We start from the raw sequence: 20791 nt of genomic DNA, 5'->3' as shown, positions 1-20791 counted from the left end.
AGTCGAGGCATCTCATCACTGATTTTAGCTAAGCATACATAATTTTGCTTTATTAATTTGAGTCGGTGTTGAGATCTCTCCATTACGCTTCGCTTCAGTCGAGATGACAGAGGAAGGGGGTTCAGACGAGATGACAATGATTAGTTGCAATAAAAAAAATGAGGGATATGATTAAATGAGTTATTCCTTGACAGAGTCGTTTGCTATCATTTCATTTCACTTAAATAAAAAGCAGGGACGAATAGTTATGGCAGAAGTAACAATGAAAAACCTTAATAAGGTCTATGATGGTGGTGTAAAAGCAGTGATTGACATGGATGTCAAAATAGAGGACAAAGAATTTTCAATTTTAGTAGGTCCTTCAGGGTGTGGTAAAACGACAGTATTAAGAATGATAGCCGGTCTGGAGACTATTACTTCAGGTGAGATCTATATCGGAAATAAATTAATCAATAATGTTCTTCCCAAAAATCGTGATATTGCTATGGTTTTCCAGAATTATGCCCTTTATCCTCACATGACAGTCTATGACAATATGGCATTTGCTTTGAAAATTCGCAAAACAAAGAAATCAGTAATAGATCAAGAAGTCAAAGAGGCAGCGAAATTGCTGGAGATAGAACATCTATTGGAGCGTAAACCGAAAGCGTTATCAGGTGGTCAACGGCAAAGAGTCGCCTTAGGAAGAGCCATTGTTCGTAAACCGCAGGTTTTTCTCTTTGATGAGCCATTATCGAATCTAGACGCTAAACTACGTGTTCAAATGCGGGCAGAAATCATCAAACTGCATAAAAAATTGGAAACTACGATGATCTATGTTACACATGATCAAGTAGAAGCCATGACAATGGCTGATAAAATAGTGGTAATGAAAGATGGCTTAGTGCAACAGGTTAATGACCCCTTAAGTGTTTATAACACTCCTGAAAATCTCTTTGTTGCAGGATTTATCGGTAGTCCAGCTATCAATCAGTTCAATGGTAAACTGATCAAAGAGGATAATGAAATCTATTTTATGTGTGATAACTTCAAACTTGCTCTGTTTGAAGATCATAAGAAGATCTTAAAGGATTATGAAGATAAGGAAATTATCTTTGGAATCAGACCGGAAGATGTCTATGACAGTAAATTTGATTCTATGGCTGAATCACCTCAGAGTCTGGAAGCAGTATGCGAAATAGTCGAACCGATGGGAAATGAATATATAGTATTCTTAAAAACAGATAACAATAAGATCACTGCCCGCTTCGACCCCAAAAAAATGCCGGAGATGGGCAAAAAAATGAAAATTACTTTTGATATGGCAAAAGGACATTATTTCGATCCGGAAACCGAAAAGTATCTGATTTAAAAAATTTACACAACCTGGTTATTTTCTAATAATTAGGCAGCAATCTGTATAGAGAGTTGCCTTGTTTTTTTATAAACGTAAAAACTGTCAGTTGATGATCCTAATCATTTCATTACTACCCGAAAAAAGATCTATATCTTCATCCATTATAGAAGATTAAATCCGTTAACTTGTTAATAACTTTTGGCAAATAATATATCTTTTCCCTTGACTCTGAGACATATATTTTTTAAAAAACAGTTATGAGGAAGGGGATTTTATTATTAGTGTTCATAATACTTGTTATGAATTTGCCAGCTGTTGATCTCACACTCAACACTTCAGCAATACAGAATGCTACTAATGGGCTGATATTTCTTGCTCAATCTCCTTCTGGTACAATTCTCAATCCCGCTTACTTACATCAAGGGTTAGAGTCGGGAGTTACTTATCTGTTTAGTTTCACTGATCTTCCCTATTATACGCTGCACCTCTCCTCTAACCGCAACAATTGGGGCTTTTATCTTGGTGGCTGTCATCTTGCTCATCCTCTATACAAAGAATCAAGTCTCAATCTTACTATAAATTACCGAAAAAACTTCTATGCAGTAGGATCTTCTCTAAGGTTGATGCATAACAGGGTGAGTGACTATCATAATGCACATGCATTTATTGGAGATGCAGGTTTAATAATCTATTATGATAAGATCACATCAGGGTTTTCAATTAAGAACTTAACCCAAACCAGATTTCAAGGGCATACATTACCCGTTGTTGTTATCTGGGAGATAAACTACTCACTCTCGAATAATAGTTCCCTCTCTTTAGGACTGGAAAAGGAGAGAAATTATGATTTCTCCTTTAAGACAGCAGCTTATTATCGTCTTCACCCTTATATAGCTATCTTAAGCAGTTACCAATATGAACCTGATAGAATCGGAGCTGGTGTCAAGCTTCTCCCCTCTCCCTTGAGAATAACATACAGCATATTAACTCACCGCTATCTTAGCCCAACTCACTATTTTTCTCTTGCTTATGAATTCAGTAATTGAAAAGAAATTTACTGTAGGAATATCTTACTTATCATTGATTTCGCTATTAATTTTGGTTTTCTTTTTATCTTTTCAAACTACCCTGATGTCTGCTGATAATGTTGATTTAGATCTACTAATCGATGAGGATAATTGGCAAGCTGAGGTAGATATTGATCTTATAAGCTCTACTGACTATCCGATCTACATAAATAGTGCTACAATAAATGATTTAAGAAGAATTCCAGGTTTAACGGAAGAAGAGGTGACGAAAATTCTACAATTCAGAAGAAGTAGAGAGATCACTAACATCAGTAGTTTGAGAAATGTTGGTTTTTCAGATGATAAGATCTTTAGTATTCTCCCCTACATATCTTTCAGAGTAATAGAACCGATCTCATTCTACCATAGTCAGAGACATTTTCTGCGCTCTGCTGATTCAGAAATTGTCAGCCGTTTCTATCAGAAAACAGAGTTACAAAGGAAAAGAACCAAATTAGGTTTTGTTTCTCTGAACGACTATGGAAGTAAGGATCTAACCCGTTATCATTCATATTACTTTTCACAACAATCAGAGACTGTTTTTGAGCAAATAGTTTTAGGGAAATACAGGTTATCTTTAGGTCAGGGAGTAGCATTCGCTCCGAAGTCGGGGTTTTCCAAAAGCTCCGCCGCTACTACCTATCCTGTGAAGAACTACTCACCCCTCAGACCTCACTCCAATCCATATAAAAACTGGTCTTTGGAAGGATTTGCAGCCATAATCAATACCGGTGCATTTGATTTGATACCATTTTACTCCCAGACCAAAATTGATGCCTCTCTAATTGACGATCAGATCTCTACTATATACCCTTACGGCACGACCAATAAAGATCGAAGAAATAGTGCTAAGGAGAGAATAGGCGGGGTAGCCCTTAGGTACAGGCATAAGAACAGCTCTTATGGTCTCTATTACTCTCACAACAGATTTGATAAAGAATTCGTCAATACAGCATTCTCCAAAAGGTATGACTGCCTCGGCACTTTCTTTTATCATAGAGAAGGCGATTTTGACCTTTTTGGAGAATTTGCGTATCTTGGTGATAAAAAAGGTATAGTGAGTGGAATCAGATGGGGACGTGGTCTTTTCCAGCAGTTATTATTGTATCGTTATTATGAAAAAGATTTTCCTTATTGGCATGGTAGCCCCTTTTCTTCTCAGGCAAATTTCGCTAACGAAGAGGGTCTCTATTATGGACTGAGAATTAGACCAAGCAGACGTTGGACAATTAATGTATTCTTCGATGTCTGGAGACATCCTGATACCCGCTATTTCGAGAAAATGCCTACTACCAGAACTGAACAGTATATACAATTCATACATAAAAGACAAAGAGATGTTGTCCGATTAAAACTGCATCATAAAACTTGCGATAAATATCGAGTACTCGATAATCTTCCAAAAATCAGAGAAGAAAAAAAGACTGTTTTAGCGATAGATTGGACACATGAATTGTCAAATAGTCTATCAAAGAAAAGTGGTATCGAATATATTAGCCGCTATATCCCTGAAGTTAAGGATTTCAAAAAGGGAATACTCCTCTTTGAAAACATCAACTGGCGGTATAGACAACTAAGGATTCTATATCAGATAAATGTCTTTCGTTCTGATATTAGCCATTATATATACGAATATTCGCTCGATGGTATGTGGGAAAGCCGTCCGTTAGTTGGTGACGATATTTATACTTATCTGATAATCAGAACTAACATAACAGAAGATATCAGACTGCAGGGGAAATTAGCTTATTTCTTTTCAGGTAAAGGGAAAAGTTTGATCACTCAGTTCATCTACCGATTATAGATACCTTAAAAGCTCTTTTCCTTTTATTCCGGCATATAACTCTATATATCTTTTTACTGGGCTGGAGAGGATTTTGGGAAAGAGCACTTCTTCGACTTGAAAAATTCCTACAGACTGGCTCATATCTATTTGGATCCTGATCGGTTTATCACTACCTGGAGTAAAAGAGACGCTCTGGATTGACATCGAAGAATAGCGATGAATATCACCAACCTTTGGTTTATCTGATAAAAGTTGTGGTATTCTGGCTCTTCCATTTTCCATGTCGCAACCATCTCCGATAAGTACTAATCCAGCTTCTAAAGTATTGATCGTTTGTGTTGCCATATGACCGTAAATCCCTTCGATAGTCAGCGAACGAACTATTACTATCTTTGAGATATCATCTCTATATATCGCTTTAAGAATTCTCTCAATAATCGGTAATGCTAAAGAGATACTGATAAATTCGTGCTTGTCCCGTGAAACTGTCATCCCAATATCATGCAGTAAAGAAGCCAAAAGAACAGCTACTTTGCTGTCATCAGCAGTACCTAATCTCTCTTTTTCCATATTAAGTTTAATATTGGCTTTCGTTAGCAAATCAAGCATAATAATGGCATTTAGGGCTGCTTTTCTCATATGAACCGGACCATGGTCATTAAACCCTAATCGTTTTATCGATACAATATTCGCATAATCTTGTAATGCCTGCAATTCCTTGTCATGAAAGAGCAAATCGGCAGCTTTCGCTGATTTTCCCTCTACATTTTTATAGATCAATTTTTCAAGACTAATCTGTTTTGTTGACTTTTTCATATACACCTCGTTGATACAATTTTAGTAATTCTATTCGACTTTATTGTCAAACTACTTCTTAAATTTAGGTAAAATTCTCTTCAAAAGATTGTTTTTAACTCTTAAAATCCCTAAAAGAATTTATTGAAAATACTTGACCTGACAGAGTAAATCTTTTAGTTGAAGAAAATTGAGATACAAATTTGAGGAGACAGAATGTTCAGAACACTACTTATTAGCTTGATATTGTTAGTTTTAATCAGTAGTTTATGGTCGAACTTGAGCTACTTCATTGAAGTACCGATTATAGACCATTCCCGAGGTAGATTTGATACTGATCTACCGGTCATGCAAAAACCTGATGAACCTATGCTACCCCATATTCCTCTCCGAATATTATTACCGCAAGGAGAAAGATTTATTGATTTAGAGATTGAAGTTCGTGATTCTGGCAAAAATATTTCCAATATCGACATACCCTTTTTCGGTAAACAGACACCAATCTCAAGATCAAAATCGATATTGGATGCACTCTCGAAAGATGAAAATCACAGTAGTGGTATCTATCCATCTGATCTATACAATGAGTTCGGAACGCACCGTAAAATGGGTTATGAAATCTTAATTGTGAACCTATATCCCTATCTATATGATATTGATAACAGAGTGTTACACAAAAAAGACAGCTTTAACTTGCAGATAATAACAGAATATGATAGTCAATTGGCTGCACAGCAAAATACGTTTCTTCTAAATAACCAATCTGCTCGAGAAGAAATTAGAAGATTGGTCATCAATCCCGAAATTATCGATACTTATGTGAAAACACCGATTTATCGGAACAGCATTCTCCCTAACGAAAATGACCCTTATTCAATGATTGTTATAACTGATGCAATTCGGGCTCCCTACTTCGATAATTACATAAGCTGGAAAACCGATAATAATATCTCCAGTAAGGTCTTTCTTTTGGAAGATATTTACAGCTCATATTCCGGGGTTGATAATCAAGAGAAGATACGCAACTTTATCATTGATGCTTATGAAACTTACTCACTTTCCGAAACCCCTCTCGAATACGTGTTACTTGGCGGAGATGACGTTATTGTTCCTGTGAGAGGAATGTACTGTTTTGTTAGTGGTCTTTGGACTGATTATGAGGATTATAACATCCCCTCAGATGTTTACTATAGTAACTTGGATGGTAATTGGGATGCTAATGGAAACGGGATCTACGGTGAGTTAGACGATGGGATTGACTGGTTTGCTGAGATAGCAATAGGCAGAATCCCTGCTGTTTCGGAACAGGATTTTAACAATTTCTTTCAGAAAAATATTCATTACGGTTCTTCTCCATCCTATAGCAACGATATTGCAATAATGATCGGACAGAATTTAGATGCCATTACTTGGGGTGGGGATTATAAAGATGAGATAATTCCTATTCTACCGGATGATTATCATATTACAACTTTCTATGAGAAGGATGGCAGTTATAGTGGTGAAGGAATTAGAGAAGCAGTAAGAAATGGTTTAGGTATTCTTAACCACTTAGGTCATTCTAATGAGAACACCGTGTTTGGTATGAATAACTATCAAGTAAATCAGCTACAAAATAGTGAGTATGGACTAGCATATTCTCAAGGTTGTTATACAGCTGCCTTTGACAATGCAACTAATCCGGATTCCGATGCTATAGGACAGAGAATGGTTAATGCAGAAGGTGGGTTTTTTGCTTTTATCGGAAATACACGCTATGGCTGGTATTGGCCGGGAAGTACTGAGGGTGCCTCTCAATTATTTGATTTAACTTTTTTTAAAGGACTTTTTGAACAGGACATCAGACATATAGGGAAGACACTAAACTATTCTAAAGAAACGTTAGTTAACGAAGCAATAGATAACAATTTCCAGCACCATCTTTGGCAGAATGGCTTCATGTTATGGACTTTCTATAATCAGATCCTCTTGGGAGACCCTTCAGCTTATTTACGACCAGCAAGTGGTCAATTCCCATATTTAGAACCTATTAGTATGAGTTATGATGATTATCTTGGTGATGGTGATGGTATGGTTAATCCGGGAGAGACTATCAGAATTTATCTTGAATTAGCCAACAGGGAAGATTGGTCGGATGCTTTTGCAGTAAGAGCTTCCTTTACCGGTAGTGACCAAGAAATCGAAGTAATAACCGGTGAGTCTGAATATCCTTGTATTCCGGCAGGTGATAAAGCTTTCAATTCAACACCCTTTGTTATTAGTCTTTCTCATGATGTTCCCTATGGTGATTACGAATTTACTATTCGTGTATCTGCTCTTGGTAATGACGAACATGAGTTTGTCAAAGATTACAACTTTTTGTTACCTGTAACTATAAAGCAGCAATATTGGCCTTGGCAATCCAATACTACTATTCAAGGTGCACCACTCATACATGAGGAAGATCCTTTTTTTACGAAGATTATCGCTATTGATGCCATCAATAATATTGATTATCTCGACTTTAGGGCTGAAAATGTAATTCCATCTTTCAGCTATGATGGCAATATGATGAAAAGTGCTGCGATGGGTGACTTGTTCAATAACGGAAATCCTATAGTTGTCTTTAATAATAGAAGCGGATTGATTTCAGGTATTGATCTGCAAGGTAATGAAGTATTTTCCTACAATTCTGATAGTCAGTTTATCAATACTCCAATATTAGCTGATATGACAGGTGATGGTTTGCTGGAAATAGTCACCCATAGTATAGATAGAAAGCTCTTTGTTATCTCGGCAACTGGAGATTTGTTGCCCGATTATCCTAAACAACTGGACTATAATGTATTAGTTGAGTTAGCTGCTGCAGATATAAATGATAATGGTTCAGTTGAGTTAATAATCGGCTATGTTTCTGGCATACTTGATGTCATAGATCTGGCTGGAAACAGCTTGGATGGTTTTCCTGTAGATCTGCAATCTCCGATAAATCTATCACCAATAGTTTTAGTTAATAAAAACATTGTAACTGGCACTCAAAATAATAGATTAAAAATGATCAGCCCAACCGGTGTGGTGCTATGGGAAAAACAACTACCTAACAGAATAATAACCGAGCCCATTGCAGCTGATTTCACCGGAGATGATGTATTAGAAATAGCTTTTAATACTTCAGACGGAAAAGTTTACATAATAAATCAGGAGGGAGAGACACTTGCTGGTTATCCGTTTTCAATATCTGAAGCATTTAATCAGCCACCTTTAGCGGTTGATGTAAATAATGACGGACATATCAACCTAATTGTAGCATCCTATAGTGGTCTTATTTACGGGCTTAATCCAGATGCTACTATTATTGATATGCTTCCAGCTCCCTTAGGATTACAACCAACTTCACCCTTATTTATAGCTGACATTGACAGAGATGGTGATTTTGAGATAGGATTTGGAACCAATTTAGGGATTAGTGTGCTCGATTATAAATTTTATGCCGGAGAGGATACACCTTGGTCAATATATCGTGGAAATACTATGAGAACAGGTTACTACAATGACAACAATATTTTCCGTGAGAACAAATACCTTCCTGAACCCCCAAATACTGAACTGATGCAAAACTATCCTAATCCCTTTAACATTTCAACAACTATTCCTTATCATATAAAAAGTCCTGGTACTCTGAACATAAGTATTTACAATATCAAGGGACAGAAAATCAGACAACTACATAATGCTCATGCTGAACGAGGATATGGAGAGGTAATCTGGAATGGAAGAAATGATGAGGGGAAGATCGTTGCTTCCGGAATATATTTTACTAAAATGACCATTGGAAAAACAACACAAGTAAGAAAGATGCTGCTGCTCAAATAGACTATAGCAAAGAAGATACTGGACAAGTTTAGGGACTAGAGAAATTGGGTTATTGAAAGGAGCGCTAAAGGATGCAGCAAGAACTGATAAGAAATTTCTGTATTATTGCCCATATTGATCATGGCAAATCTACCTTAGCCGATAGATTACTTGAGGAAACGGGCACAATAGATCGTAGTTTACGGGCTGTCCAAATTCTCGATGATATGGACTTGGAAAGAGAGAAAGGTATAACTATCAAGTCCCATGCGGTAAGAATGACCTATAATAGAGGTGGTAAAACTTATATCTTAAATTTAATAGATACCCCCGGTCATGTAGATTTCTCTTATGAGGTTTCTCGGAGTTTGGCTTCTTGCGAAGGAGCACTTCTGCTTGTAGATGCATCTCAAGGGATTGAAGCACAAACGATGAGTAATCTCTATATGGCTTTGGATAACAACCTTGAAATTATTCCGGTAATTAACAAAATAGACATTCCCAATGCTGAAATCGAAACAACAGAAGCTGATCTTGTTGAAATATTGGGAGTCCCTTCAGAAAACATTTTCAAAGTTAGTGCCAAAATGGGGATTGGCATCAAAGAACTGATAGATGGTATTATTGATCATTTCCCAGCTCCTGAAGGAGATACGAACGAACCGGTTCAAGCTCTGATATTTGATTCCCAATTTGATCGCTACAGAGGGGTTGTTGTCTATGTCAGACTATATGATGGAGTGCTAAAACGAGGTGATCGGATCAGACTAATGTCCACAGGAAGAGAATTCGAGATCGAAGAATTAGGATATCTGGCATTAGATAAGATGAAATGTCCACAACTCAGTGCCGGAGAAGTAGGATACATTATTGCAAACATCAAAGAGGTCGCTGATGCTCGTGTAGGAGATACTATTACAAGTGCCATAAAACCTTGTTCAAAAGCATTAGCTGGTTATAGAGAACCAAAACCGATGGTATATAGCGGTATATTCCCTATCAATAACGATGACTATGAAAACCTACGGGATAGTATAGCCAAATACAAGTTAAACGATGCCGCTCTTGTTTATGAACCCGAAAACTCTTTAGCTCTTGGGTTTGGTTTTCGTTGTGGCTTTTTAGGGATGCTGCATCTGGAAATTGTAAAAGAAAGATTGTTACGAGAATTCGACGTTCCTATCATCTCTACTACTCCAAGTGTAAAATTTGTTGTTAATCTGACCAAGGGTTCATCAGTAACTATTTACAATCCTGCTGATATGCCAGATCCTGCAACAATAGAAAGCATATTTGAACCAATTATGGATGTTGAGATTATTGTGCCTGAAGAATTTATCGGCAATGTGATGAAACTTGCTCTGGATAGAAGAGGAATTCAGAAGAATTTACAATATATAGATGCGAAAAGGGTAGAACTTTCCTATGAGATGCCTTTAATCGAGATCATATTTGATTTCTATGATAAATTGAAATCTGTGAGCAGGGGCTATGCCTCTTTGGACTATAGTTTTAAAGAATTCCGCAAAGCCAGTATCGTCAAAGTAGATGTATTGATAAATGGTGAAAAGGTGGATGCGATGTCCTTTATCTGTCACACAGATAAAGCATATAGCTGGGGTAAAAGTATCACTGAGACACTTTCTGAAGTTATACCCAAACATCTCTTTAAGATCGCTTTGCAAGCATCTATCGGCTCTAAGATCATAGCCCGTAGTACTATCACTGCTATGCGGAAAAATGTAACTGCGAAATGCTATGGCGGAGATATAACAAGAAAAAGAAAACTTCTTGAAAAGCAAAAAGAGGGTAAGAAGAAGATGAGAGAGATCGGTTCGGTCGCAGTTCCTCAAGAGGCATTCCTAGCAGTTCTGAAAGCAGATAAGAGTTGATATTGATCTGTTGAATAAAGATAATTGTATATATGTATAATTGTCATCTTTTCTTTGCTATTGAAATGATCAGCTCTCCAAACTATTTATTGACAAATAAGATGCTTGGATATTGTTTTGGCAAGCAAGATATGAAGAGTTTAAGTATGATAAAAAAGAATGACAATATAGTCAATAATCCATTTCTATACACAAATTTCGCAGTATTATAAGGGAGTATCTTAAATGAATCTTAGAAATAATTTACTAGTTTTACTGCTTATATTATATGCTTTTTCATTAACACAAGGACTATTAGCTAGCCCTATTATCTTAAAAGAAGTATATCAAATAGATTATGAGATGATTAACAGAACTGTCTTGACTTTTAATGAAAGGACAACTTATAGGATAGATCCACAAAGAAATGAACAGCGTATTTTGATCTACATAGACAATGCTTCTAAGAACGAGTTAGTACCTAATAATCAGAATTTTGTCAGTCCGGTATTAGAATCAATCCGTATAACTGAGGGGACAAATGATCTATTGATAACAATAACTACCAAACAACGCTATTATCACCGCTCTTTTGATATTGCTACTAATGAATACAAGTTGGTGTTGGATATTTATAACAAACAGAATCCGGAGAATAATTCAGAGAAATTTATCTTTGCCAAGTTCTATTATGCAACTAGCAACTTTCGGCGTGCAGAGAATCTTTTCAGAGAGGTACTGGCATCAAGTCCTGAAATTACAGGAGCCAATTATTACTTAGGTGAATTGATGCTTAATCGTAGCAACAGAGAGGCTGCGATAGAAAGATTTTCCCAAGTCAATTACCTTGCAGAAGAGTATTTGCGAGCACAAGCCCAACTATTCAATCTGGGTATTATAAGAACAGAATTTTCAGATGAGACAGAGGAAACTTTTTCTGAATATCGCGATTATTTCTTACGTGCTGAAGACCTTAACCGCCAGAAGCTACTCCTTGCTTTATCAAGTTCACTATTTGGTGAGATAGATAGAACTAAACAATTACTTTTACAATTGAATCATAATGACCCCATACTAACCCAGATGTTGAATAATTTAAATCAAGTATACCAAGATCTCCAGTTAGATAGAGAATTACAACAATCTATACCATTGCTTGCAACAACCACTACCGCAAGATCATTACCTATTCCTTGGTATCTAATAGTATTATTAACAGCAATCATTACTGCTATAATTGTTATTGTATTTAACAATGCAATATGGAGCAGCCGACTGAAGAGACTGACAAGAACAAAACGGGTCTTAGCTCAACAACCTGTGAAAAAACCTCAGAAGGAAGAATCCTTAGTAGAGGAAGAGCTAAATGATCTTGAAGATACTATTGGTCAAGAAGAAGAACAGCTAACTCAAGAAGAAAAAACAGGACTCAAGGTTGCTCCGGGATTCGAAAAAGAATACAAGAACCTTTCTCGTTCGCTATTATATGTAGAACCAGAAAATGAAGAAAAAGAAGAAGTAATCGAGGAAGAACAAGTCATAGAACAAGAACCACCCAATGAAATTGACACAGATCTGGAGAAAAATCCTTTTAAGGACCAAGAGTCATCGCAACATGAAATTCCTCCCACAGTTGAAGAATCATACGTTGAAGAGGAACCGAAACAGGAAGCAGTTCTTCAAGATGAGGAATCATTAGAAGAAGAACCCACAAGAGAATATGAACCAGAGATAGAAGAAAAAGCTTATAGTGAGCCAGAAACAAACGAGGAAGAAAGGTATAGTTTGGATGAAAAACAGGAACCAGTAGAAGAGCCACAACAAGAAGAGAGTATTTCGGATCAGCAACCTATTGGTGAAGAACCGGAAATGAGTGAACAACCACCAGAAGAAGCTATTACGGAAATCCCAGATGAATTAAAGAAAGTTACTGAAGATATAGCAGAACCAGTAGTTCCCACAGACGTTATAACTGCAGTTGAAGAACACAAAACTGAAGAAGAAGAGAAGGAAACCCCTTCGATCACTCAACCTGATCTGGAACCATCTAATGTTATTTTTGAAGATCTAAAACTAAAACTAGTCGTCCAACTATTTAGATTAGGCTGGAGTGTAGAAGCAATAGCAGAAGAGATGGGAGTAGAATCTTACGAAATCAAAAGGATTTTGGAACAAGAAAATCGCTAAAATACAGAGGTTGACTAACTCAACAGAAAAGAGAGTTTCTGACTATCAGATTACATAACATCAAGAAAAATTAAACACATCTCATCAATACAGATAAACTAAAAGTTGCTATACAACTAGAAAGTGTTATACTATAAATAAACAAGACGATATCCAAAGTGGATAGGTTATTAAGCGCTTTAACAATCATATTAAAGACATAAGGGTAGGGATTTGATATGACCAAGAGTACAATAGTTTTACTAATCTTAATGTTAAGCATATTCTCTCTGAACGCAAACATAATATCTGTCATTGATATGGAAGGGATGATCACAGCAGGGCAACTATCTTTTTTAGAACGTGAATTAGATAAAGCATACCAAAACGGTAGTGAACTTTTCATTATCAGATTAAACACTCAGGGTGGTTTGGTTGATGTGACATTCAAAATCAATGAGACCATATTAAATGCCCAACTGCCCGTAGCAGTATATGTTTCACCATCAGGAGCGATAGCAGCTTCTGCCGGAGCTTTCATAGTTTTAGCAGGAGATATTGCAGCAATGGCTCCAGGAACAACAATTGGAGCAGCTCAACCTCTTTCGATAACTCCCGAAGGTGTACAAGAAGCGGGAGAAAAGACCTCTAAATTCTTAGCTAACCATGCCAGAAGTTTAGCAGAGCAAAATAATCGTCCCGAACACATTGCAGCCGGCTTTGTGGAAGACAATCTAACCTTAACAGCTACAGAAGCCCTGGAAGAAGGATTGATTGACTACATAGCTCCTTCATTAACAAATCTATTGAACCAAATGGACGGGATCACAATAGAGAAAAATGAACAAGTTTTCGTTTTAAATACTTTAGATGCAGACATCGTATACCAAGAGATGAAATTTTCCGAACAGATACAACAATGGATCAGCAATCCTCAAGTTGCTTTTCTATTTTTAATGCTTGGTTTAATGGGTATATACTTTGGTCTTAGTACACCTGGAACTTATGTTCCTGAGGTTCTGGGGGCTCTTCTACTAATTGCTGGTATATATGGCATTGGATTGTTTGGAACTAATACAGCGGGTATAATCTTTTTAATTGCCGGTTTTGGACTAATAATAGCCGAAATTTTTACCAGTGGTTTTGGTATTTTGGGCATTGGGGGAATAATTTCGCTGTTGATTGGAGCTCTCATCTTACCTCATGAACCTTTGATGGGTTTTGATTGGTATGGGACATTCATCAGAACAGTAATAGGAGTTATTATTGGTCTGGCAATAATTCTCATTTTTGTCATACAGAAGATTATTTATTCTCGTAGACATCTACCCACTGATAGATTAAACCTCGCTTTGCCGCAATCCGGTACAGTAGTTGAAGCTTTGGCTCCTGAAGGAATGATCAAAGCTAAAGGAGAATTGTGGAAAGCACGTAGTATAGATGGTTCTCCTATATCGTTTGGAGAAGTAGTTGAAGTTGTTAAAGAAGAATCTTTTACCTTAATAGTTAAGCTTAAAGAAAAAGAAGGAGAATAGACTATGGAAACATTTATGTATCCAATTATTGTTATTGTCGTTATTTTTATAATGTCGGCAATAAAGATCGTTCGTGAATATGAAAGATTGGTTGTTTTTAGACTCGGTCGTTTAACAAAAGAGAAAGGACCCGGTATTGTTTTAATAATCCCAATAGTTGACCGAGTTATCCGCATTCCACTCCGAATAGTTACCTTAGATGTACCTACCCAAGAAGTGATCACCAAAGATAATGTGACCGGAAGTGTTAATGCAGTAGTTTATTATCGTGTAGTTGATCCAAGTAAAGCAGTGGTCAATGTAGAGGATTATCGTTATGCTACTGCCCAGCTGGCACAGACTACACTTAGAAGTGTAGCTGGACAAGCAGATTTGGATGAGTTGCTTTCCGCTCGAGATAAACTAAATGTCCAGATCCAAAAAATACTTGATGAGGCAACAGATCCTTGGGGTATAAAAGTTACTGCGGTTGAGATCAAGGATGTTGGTATTCCCGAAGGGTTACAGAAAGCGATCTCACGGCAAGCTACAGCAGAAAGAGAGAGAAGAGCGATAATAGTTCAAGCAGAAGGTGAAATGCAAGCAGCCGAAAAGTTAGCTGAAGCAGCAAAAATTTTGTCTGCTGAAGAAGGTGCTCTCTTTGTACGAACATTGAGAACTTTGACTGAAATAGCCAGTCAAAAAGGTTCTATCTTTGCCTTCCCCTTCCCGGTAGAACTGAAGAATCTTTTCCCTGACCCTACTAAGAAAAAAGACTAATTATTATCAGTATATGGTATCTTAACTTTAGAGTAGCGATAAAGTCAGCTGTCGAAAACTGATGTTTAATTTAACTAATATCGACAAAATCAAGGGTTCGAATCAACTATCTGATTCGAACCCCTTTTTATCTTGATTATCATCGATCATAAAACTAATTACCACATAGGAGCATAGTCATGTTTAATTTCATGCAGAATGTTATTCCCTACATTTCTGGTTTATACACTTTGCCTTGGATAGTTATTGGTTTCATATTTACGATCATTTTAGTTCACTTCTTTTCTCAAGAAAGGATCGATAGAATGATGAAAAGAATTGGACTGATCATACTCTACTTCTTTATACCACCTTTAGTCTTCAGGATCTTCCTGGATACACCAATCGGTACAAAAGAATTGGTTTTTGTTATTGTTGTTGTCTTATCAATACTTTTTATGTATCTGCTTGCCTATTTTTATGCTCGTTATCAGATAAAAAAACAGCAGTTATCCGGAGAGAAAAGAACTATCTTCCTTAAGACAATTATTACTAATCAAGGGAGAAGTTCAGCTTTTGTTGGTGGAGCGATGTTAGCTATCCCGGGTTGGGGTGTTCAGGCAGCGATATTTATGGCTTTAGTCGGTATAACTCTCTTTGCTGTGATACCCTACATACTTTACCATATCAACAACAAAGAGAGAAAAGCAAAGGAGGAAGGTGTCAAACTTCCTTGGTTCCTAAATATTTACCCTTGGTATTTTATATGTTTCGTTGTTGCTGCTATATTGCTACAAAAGAGTACCGGAATTACTTCCAGGGATCTGGGAGATCTAGGGATATTGATCAGATTCTATACTGCCCTAACTATTCCGATAGCTCTATATTACGTCGGAGCAGTAATTCACCCCAACGATTTAAAAACTACAGAGTTAAAAAAACTAGTCGGCATGATAAAGACAGATTCAAGTGAACATTGGTCATGGGTTAGGCAGATCATCGTCTTAACTACAGTTATTACACCATTAATAATAGCGATTATTCTGGGAATTCTACTACATTTTAATATTATTCCGGCTTCTTGGTTCTCCGTAATTGTCATCAATGCTGCTCTACCGATAACAAGTACGAATATCTTTATTGTTCCATACGGTTTGGATCAGAAAACAACTGCTCATGCAATAACTTGGTCAACTCTTCTCTGTGTACCCTTAGTAGTTATATTAATCGGATTGTTCAGTATCTATTTTCCGTAAGCAGCTACTTTGAAAATGGCGGAGAGTCAGGGATTTGAACCCTGGGAAGATGTCACCATCTTCAACGGTTTTCGAGACCGCCCCGTTCAACCGCTCCGGCAACTCTCCTTCATCGTTTTGCTTGGAAGAATTCCTTTAACAACTCACCACATTTTTCGTCAAGAATTCCACCTATAACTTGGGGATTATGATTTAACTGGCGATCTAAAGGAATGTTATAAAGAGAACCTGCAGCACCCGACTTTGGATCATAAGCTCCAAAGACCAAAACTCCTAATTTTGCCAAGATTAGCATTCCAGCACACATAGTGCAGGGTTCTAATGTGACAAATAGAGTATAGTCGTTTAGGTATTTCTCACCTTGGGAGATAATCTCAGTGATAATTAGTTTTTCAGCATGAGCTGTAGGATCGTTTAATTGTCGAGTTCGATTATGATTGCGGAGTATTAGTTTATTATCTTTTATTAATACAGCACCAACAGGGATTTCATCTTCAGATAGTGCTATTTCTGCCTCTTGAAGGGCAAATTCTATCCAATAAGAGTAGTCTTTATACACCACTAAAAACAAAGGGTTTAACGAGATAACCTATTATCAGAAGGATCAAAACAAAGTTGATCAGCAGGAAAACTCTTAATCTACCCAGAGATCTTCGAATACTCCCAATATTTAACTGTAATGAGTTCATGATCTCTTCTTTGTTGCTGTTAATCAAACTAGTGATATCTCTTCGAAAAGCAATTAGATCTGTTTTAGTTGTATAATCTTCTTTTTCTGTATCTTGCAGCAACAGTTCAAAATGGTCTAATTTTGATTCAAACTTTTTTTCAACCTCTTCGTAAATTGCCTCTGCTAAACCATAAACCTCTTTTGCCGATTCAGCACCAAGCTTTTCTTCCAATCTTTGAAAAGTCTTCATTGATAGAATTACAGTCATTTTTTCTCTCCCCTAGTTTCCTTACTAACCCTTAATTATATACTAACAAACTAGTTAGATTCTCCATTTAAAATGTCAAGCTTAATCTGTAGCATATCCAACTGAAAAATCTATCTTTGTTAGGTTTTATCAGTTCGTCCTATCGAATAATGGATAAAGCCCATTTCTTTCATTTTTTGATGGTTATACTGATTCCTACCATCAAATATTACCGGATTCTTGAGCAATTTCTTGATCTTTTCAAAATCAGGATAACGGAATTGATGCCACTCAGTAATCAGTAAAAGTGCATCAGCTCCATCTAAGACTTGATATTCATCTGCAAAGAAACTGATCCCTTCTCGTTCATGAAATACCTTTTTTGCCTCTTCCAAAGCAACAGGGTCATAAGCTCTGATTGTTGCACCTGCATCTAGTAACATATTAATTATTACAATAGATGGTGCCTCTCTCATATCGTCGGTTTGTGGTTTAAAAGCTAATCCCCAGATAGCGAAAGTCTTCCCGGAGAGGTTTTCTCCGAAATGTTTCTTAACTTTTTTTGCCAGAACCCTTTTTTGTCGCTCATTCACATCTTCCACTGCCTGCAATATCTGCAAGTCAAGCTGTTGTTGCTTTCCCATATTGATCAGAGCTTTAACATCTTTTGGGAAACAACTCCCTCCGTAACCAACACCGGGATAGATGAATTTATACCCAATTCGTGTATCCGAACCGATCCCATGTCTAACTTCCGCTATATCAGCTCCAGTCAGTTCACAGAGCCGGGCGATCTCATTCATAAAGGATATCTTGGTTGCCAACATAGCATTTGCTGCATATTTGGTCATTTCTGCCGAACGAATTGACATAGTGATAACCCGATCATTCGTTCTGTTAAAGGGCGAGTAGAGAATATTCATCAACTCAGCTACTTTGATACTATCTGTCCCAATAACCACCCTATCCGGTTTCATAAAATCTTCGATAGCATTACCTTCTTTCAAAAACTCCGGATTAGAAACGACATCAAACTCCACATCAATATTTCTTTGTGAGAGGATCTTTTTCATTTCCCCCGCAACCAGATCAGCAGTGCCAACAGGAACAGTAGATTTATCGACTATGATTTTATACTCATCCATATATTGGGCGATGTCTCTGGCTACAGTAAGCACGTGGGAAAGATCTGCCGACCCGTCTTCATCAGGAGGTGTTCCAACAGCAATGAAACAGACAAGAGATTTTTTAACAGCATCTGGTAAATCTGTCGTAAAGCTCAATCGTCCCTCTTTACTGTTGCGCATCAACATCTCTTCCAACCCCGGTTCATAGATGGGGATCTTTCCTTGATTAAGCATGTTAATCTTCTCTTCGTTGTTATCAACGCAGATCACTCTATTTCCCATTTCAGCAAAACAAGTACCGGTTACTAATCCAACATACCCGCTACCAATGACAGTCAAATTCATCTAACCTCCGAAACCATACTTTATTTATATCTAACTTATAACTTCTTAGATACTACTTAAACTTACATCAATTCCCCTTCTTCATGAATTTATAGAAATCGCTGTCAGTCGTCATAATCAGAGTATTTTTTTCATTCATGGTCTTTTTATACGCATCCATTGTTCTCAAAAATTCAAAGAATTGTGGATCTCGATTATAAGCTCCTGCATATATCGTTGTAGCCTCAGCATCTGCTCGACCGCTGATTTCTTGTGATGTACGATATGCTTCCGATTCTATTTGTTGCAGCTCTCTTTCCATGCGTCCGATAATTTCAGCCGCCCTACCCTGTCCACTGGAACGATAACGGTCAGCTATCTTCTTTCTTTCGGAACTCATTCTTTCATAGACCTGCTTGCGAACATCTTCAATGTAATTTACCCGCTTTATCTGAACATCAATCAACTCTATTCCGAACTGATCTATTAATGGATGGGCTATTGCATAGATAGAGTCGGCAATGGTTCTTCTACCAACCATAATATCAGCTTGAATTTCTTCATAATAATCGGCATCAAAATCGATGGCAAATGACATCTCTCGATCAGTATCCCTCACTATCTCAATCAAAGGATTGAGAGTAATGATATCACGGGTCACACCATCGATTATGTCATCTAACCGACTTTGAGCAAATATTTCCGAACGAACGGATTGATAAAACAGTAAAGGATCAATAATACGCCAGCGAGCAAAAGTATCAACCCAGATAAATTTCTTATCTTGAGTCGGAATCTGATTCTGCTCACCATCCCATTGGAGTATTCTCTTTTCAAAATAGTGTACTTTTTGGATAAAGGGTGTCTTAATGTAAAGACCAGCTTCTTGTTTAGCTTCACCTATCGGCTCACCAAATTGTGTTATAATTGCCTGCTGTGTCTCATCAACAATATATAATGCATTTACAATAACTATCAGAAGGATTATTCCCAGTATAATAAGAGTTGTCGCTTTCATTAATTACCTCCTCTTTCCAAGTTCAACAATGGCAGCAGTCCTGATTGATCTTCATCTACTATATAGATCTTATTAGCTTTCTGCAGGATCTCTTCCATTGTTTCCAAATACAGTCTCTTCTGGGTTACTGTCTGAGCTCGATTGTATTCTCGCCAAACATCGATAAAACGATTGGCATCTCCGGTTGCTCTATTGACTCTATTGACAGCATAACCCTCTGCCTGCTCGATAACCTGTCTTGCTTTTCCTCTCGCTTCCGGAATAACCTGATTATATCTCTGTCGGGCTTCATTAACTATTCTCTCTTCCTCCTGTAGAGCCGCATTGACTTCATTAAACGCCGGCTGAACCGGTAGTGGTGGTGTCACATTCTGCAAATTTACTGTCCGAATTTCCAGCCCCGTTTCATAATCATCGAGATGCTGTTGTAAAATCATTCTTGTTTGATATGCTACCTCTTGACGACTCAGAACGATAACTTCATCTACACTATGATCACCTACTACCTGACGCATGGAAGATTCTGTAAGATTACGCAAAGTACCAGTAACATCGCGAACATTAAAGAGGTATTTTATCGGATCTTTTATCTGATACTGGATGATCCATTCCACATCTGCTATGTTTAGATCTCCCGTTAACATTAGAGATTCATCAGAAAAATCCTGCTGCGAGTAACGGGTTCGCGCCCCTACTTCCAAAGTCCGGAAACCGAACTCCTCTTTAAAAACATAACGCACTCTTACTTTGGTCAGTTTATCAATCCCAAATGGTATCTTAAATCGTAATCCCGGATCTGTTGTTTGAATATACTTTCCAAACCTCTGGATAACCCCTACCTCTTCTGGATTGACCGTATAGAGACCAGTGCTGAGAATGATCAAAATACCGATCAGGATTATGATCCAAACGATCAACTTCTTCTGATTCCCTAAAAATCCTTTAACTTTTTTATCAAACTCGATAACAGTCATATTTGACACTCCTTGTTCAATGTTTGAACACAGTAAAAATTGATTAACTA

General features: G+C 37.2%; 15 protein-coding genes and 1 tRNA gene. 9 read left to right on the top strand and 7 right to left on the bottom strand.

Going from position 1 to position 20791, the window contains the following annotated elements:
- The first annotated feature begins 247 nt into the window (after positions 1-247).
- The 3 genes from ugpC to K0B81_01235 all read left to right on the top strand — a co-directional run bounded on the left by ugpC (position 248) and on the right by K0B81_01235 (position 4207).
- A complete protein-coding gene (gene ugpC / locus K0B81_01245; protein MBW6515225.1) occupies positions 248-1351 on the top strand; it encodes a sn-glycerol-3-phosphate ABC transporter ATP-binding protein UgpC in 1104 nt (367 codons plus the stop codon).
- A gap of 284 nt (positions 1352-1635) precedes the next feature.
- On the top strand, positions 1636-2382 hold the full coding sequence (locus K0B81_01240; GenBank protein MBW6515224.1) for a hypothetical protein: 747 nt from the start codon (positions 1636-1638) through the stop codon (positions 2380-2382).
- A complete protein-coding gene (locus tag K0B81_01235; protein MBW6515223.1) occupies positions 2366-4207 on the top strand; it encodes a hypothetical protein in 1842 nt (613 codons plus the stop codon). The genes K0B81_01240 and K0B81_01235 overlap by 17 nt, the downstream gene beginning before the upstream one ends.
- Here the strand turns inward: K0B81_01235 and K0B81_01230 are convergent.
- Complete coding sequence (locus K0B81_01230; GenBank protein MBW6515222.1) at positions 4202-5005, bottom strand: phosphohydrolase; 804 nt, start codon at positions 5003-5005, stop codon at positions 4202-4204. The two genes, K0B81_01235 and K0B81_01230, sit on opposite strands and share 6 nt — an antisense overlap.
- 195 nt (positions 5006-5200) lie before the next feature.
- Between K0B81_01230 and K0B81_01225 the strand changes: the two genes are divergently transcribed.
- The 6 genes from K0B81_01225 (at position 5201) to K0B81_01200 (ending at position 16381) form a co-directional block, all read left to right on the top strand.
- The gene (locus K0B81_01225; protein MBW6515221.1) at positions 5201-8836 is read left to right on the top strand and encodes a T9SS type A sorting domain-containing protein; all 3636 of its coding nucleotides are present in this window, start codon (positions 5201-5203) and stop codon (positions 8834-8836) included.
- A 71-nt stretch (positions 8837-8907) separates the two neighbouring features.
- Positions 8908-10707, top strand: coding sequence for a translation elongation factor 4 (lepA, locus tag K0B81_01220; protein MBW6515220.1), 1800 nt, complete (start codon positions 8908-8910; stop codon positions 10705-10707).
- A 225-nt stretch (positions 10708-10932) separates the two neighbouring features.
- The gene (locus tag K0B81_01215; GenBank protein ID MBW6515219.1) at positions 10933-12873 is read left to right on the top strand and encodes a hypothetical protein; all 1941 of its coding nucleotides are present in this window, start codon (positions 10933-10935) and stop codon (positions 12871-12873) included.
- 251 nt (positions 12874-13124) lie between these two features.
- Entirely contained in the window at positions 13125-14387 is a 1263-nt protein-coding gene (locus K0B81_01210) for a nodulation protein NfeD (protein MBW6515218.1), read from the top strand.
- 15 nt (positions 14388-14402) lie between these two features.
- Positions 14403-15146 (top strand): slipin family protein, encoded by a 744-nt coding sequence (locus K0B81_01205; protein MBW6515217.1) that lies wholly within the window; start codon positions 14403-14405, stop codon positions 15144-15146.
- Positions 15147-15325: 179 nt separating this feature from the next.
- The gene (locus K0B81_01200; GenBank protein MBW6515216.1) at positions 15326-16381 is read left to right on the top strand and encodes a hypothetical protein; all 1056 of its coding nucleotides are present in this window, start codon (positions 15326-15328) and stop codon (positions 16379-16381) included.
- A gap of 16 nt (positions 16382-16397) precedes the next feature.
- Here the strand turns inward: K0B81_01200 and K0B81_01195 are convergent.
- The 6 genes from K0B81_01195 to hflK form a co-directional block, all read right to left on the bottom strand.
- Positions 16398-16489 (bottom strand) — tRNA-Ser (locus tag K0B81_01195).
- Between the two features lies 1 nt (position 16490).
- Entirely contained in the window at positions 16491-16952 is a 462-nt protein-coding gene (locus tag K0B81_01190) for a nucleoside deaminase (protein ID MBW6515215.1), read from the bottom strand.
- Positions 16933-17319 (bottom strand): hypothetical protein, encoded by a 387-nt coding sequence (locus K0B81_01185; GenBank protein MBW6515214.1) that lies wholly within the window; start codon positions 17317-17319, stop codon positions 16933-16935. Before K0B81_01185 ends, K0B81_01190 begins: the two co-directional genes overlap by 20 nt.
- Before the next feature lie 119 nt (positions 17320-17438).
- Positions 17439-18770 carry a UDP-glucose/GDP-mannose dehydrogenase family protein gene (locus K0B81_01180; protein MBW6515213.1) on the bottom strand — a complete coding sequence of 444 codons (1332 nt, stop codon included), beginning with the start codon at positions 18768-18770 and terminating at the stop codon, positions 17439-17441.
- Positions 18771-18837: 67 nt separating this feature from the next.
- Positions 18838-19767, bottom strand: coding sequence for a protease modulator HflC (gene hflC, locus K0B81_01175; GenBank protein MBW6515212.1), 930 nt, complete (start codon positions 19765-19767; stop codon positions 18838-18840).
- Positions 19767-20741 (bottom strand): FtsH protease activity modulator HflK, encoded by a 975-nt coding sequence (gene hflK, locus K0B81_01170; protein ID MBW6515211.1) that lies wholly within the window; start codon positions 20739-20741, stop codon positions 19767-19769. The genes hflC and hflK overlap by 1 nt, the downstream gene beginning before the upstream one ends.
- Positions 20742-20791: the final 50 nt, after the last annotated feature.

This window comes from Candidatus Cloacimonadota bacterium (assembly GCA_019429305.1).
Lineage (GTDB): Bacteria > Cloacimonadota > Cloacimonadia > Cloacimonadales > JAJBBL01 > JAHYIR01.
The sequence above is the reverse complement of the archived record's forward strand: the minus strand, read 5'-3'. Positions and strand labels throughout refer to the sequence as shown.

What these genes read in the sequence shown, in the direction of transcription:
- K0B81_01185 (MBW6515214.1), bottom strand. Translation starts at nt 17,319, where the DNA reads ATGACTGTAATTCTATCAATGAAGACTTTTCAAAGATTGGAAGAAAAG.
- K0B81_01215 (MBW6515219.1), top strand. Translation starts at nt 10,933, where the DNA reads ATGAATCTTAGAAATAATTTACTAGTTTTACTGCTTATATTATATGCT.
- K0B81_01205 (MBW6515217.1), top strand. Translation starts at nt 14,403, where the DNA reads ATGTATCCAATTATTGTTATTGTCGTTATTTTTATAATGTCGGCAATA.
- K0B81_01180 (MBW6515213.1), bottom strand. Translation starts at nt 18,770, where the DNA reads ATGAATTTGACTGTCATTGGTAGCGGGTATGTTGGATTAGTAACCGGT.
- ugpC (MBW6515225.1), top strand. Translation starts at nt 248, where the DNA reads ATGGCAGAAGTAACAATGAAAAACCTTAATAAGGTCTATGATGGTGGT.
- K0B81_01230 (MBW6515222.1), bottom strand. Translation starts at nt 5,005, where the DNA reads ATGAAAAAGTCAACAAAACAGATTAGTCTTGAAAAATTGATCTATAAA.
- K0B81_01235 (MBW6515223.1), top strand. Translation starts at nt 2,366, where the DNA reads ATGAATTCAGTAATTGAAAAGAAATTTACTGTAGGAATATCTTACTTA.
- lepA (MBW6515220.1), top strand. Translation starts at nt 8,908, where the DNA reads ATGCAGCAAGAACTGATAAGAAATTTCTGTATTATTGCCCATATTGAT.
- K0B81_01225 (MBW6515221.1), top strand. Translation starts at nt 5,201, where the DNA reads ATGTTCAGAACACTACTTATTAGCTTGATATTGTTAGTTTTAATCAGT.
- hflK (MBW6515211.1), bottom strand. Translation starts at nt 20,741, where the DNA reads ATGACTGTTATCGAGTTTGATAAAAAAGTTAAAGGATTTTTAGGGAAT.
- hflC (MBW6515212.1), bottom strand. Translation starts at nt 19,767, where the DNA reads ATGAAAGCGACAACTCTTATTATACTGGGAATAATCCTTCTGATAGTT.
- K0B81_01240 (MBW6515224.1), top strand. Translation starts at nt 1,636, where the DNA reads ATGAATTTGCCAGCTGTTGATCTCACACTCAACACTTCAGCAATACAG.
- K0B81_01210 (MBW6515218.1), top strand. Translation starts at nt 13,125, where the DNA reads ATGTTAAGCATATTCTCTCTGAACGCAAACATAATATCTGTCATTGAT.
- K0B81_01200 (MBW6515216.1), top strand. Translation starts at nt 15,326, where the DNA reads ATGTTTAATTTCATGCAGAATGTTATTCCCTACATTTCTGGTTTATAC.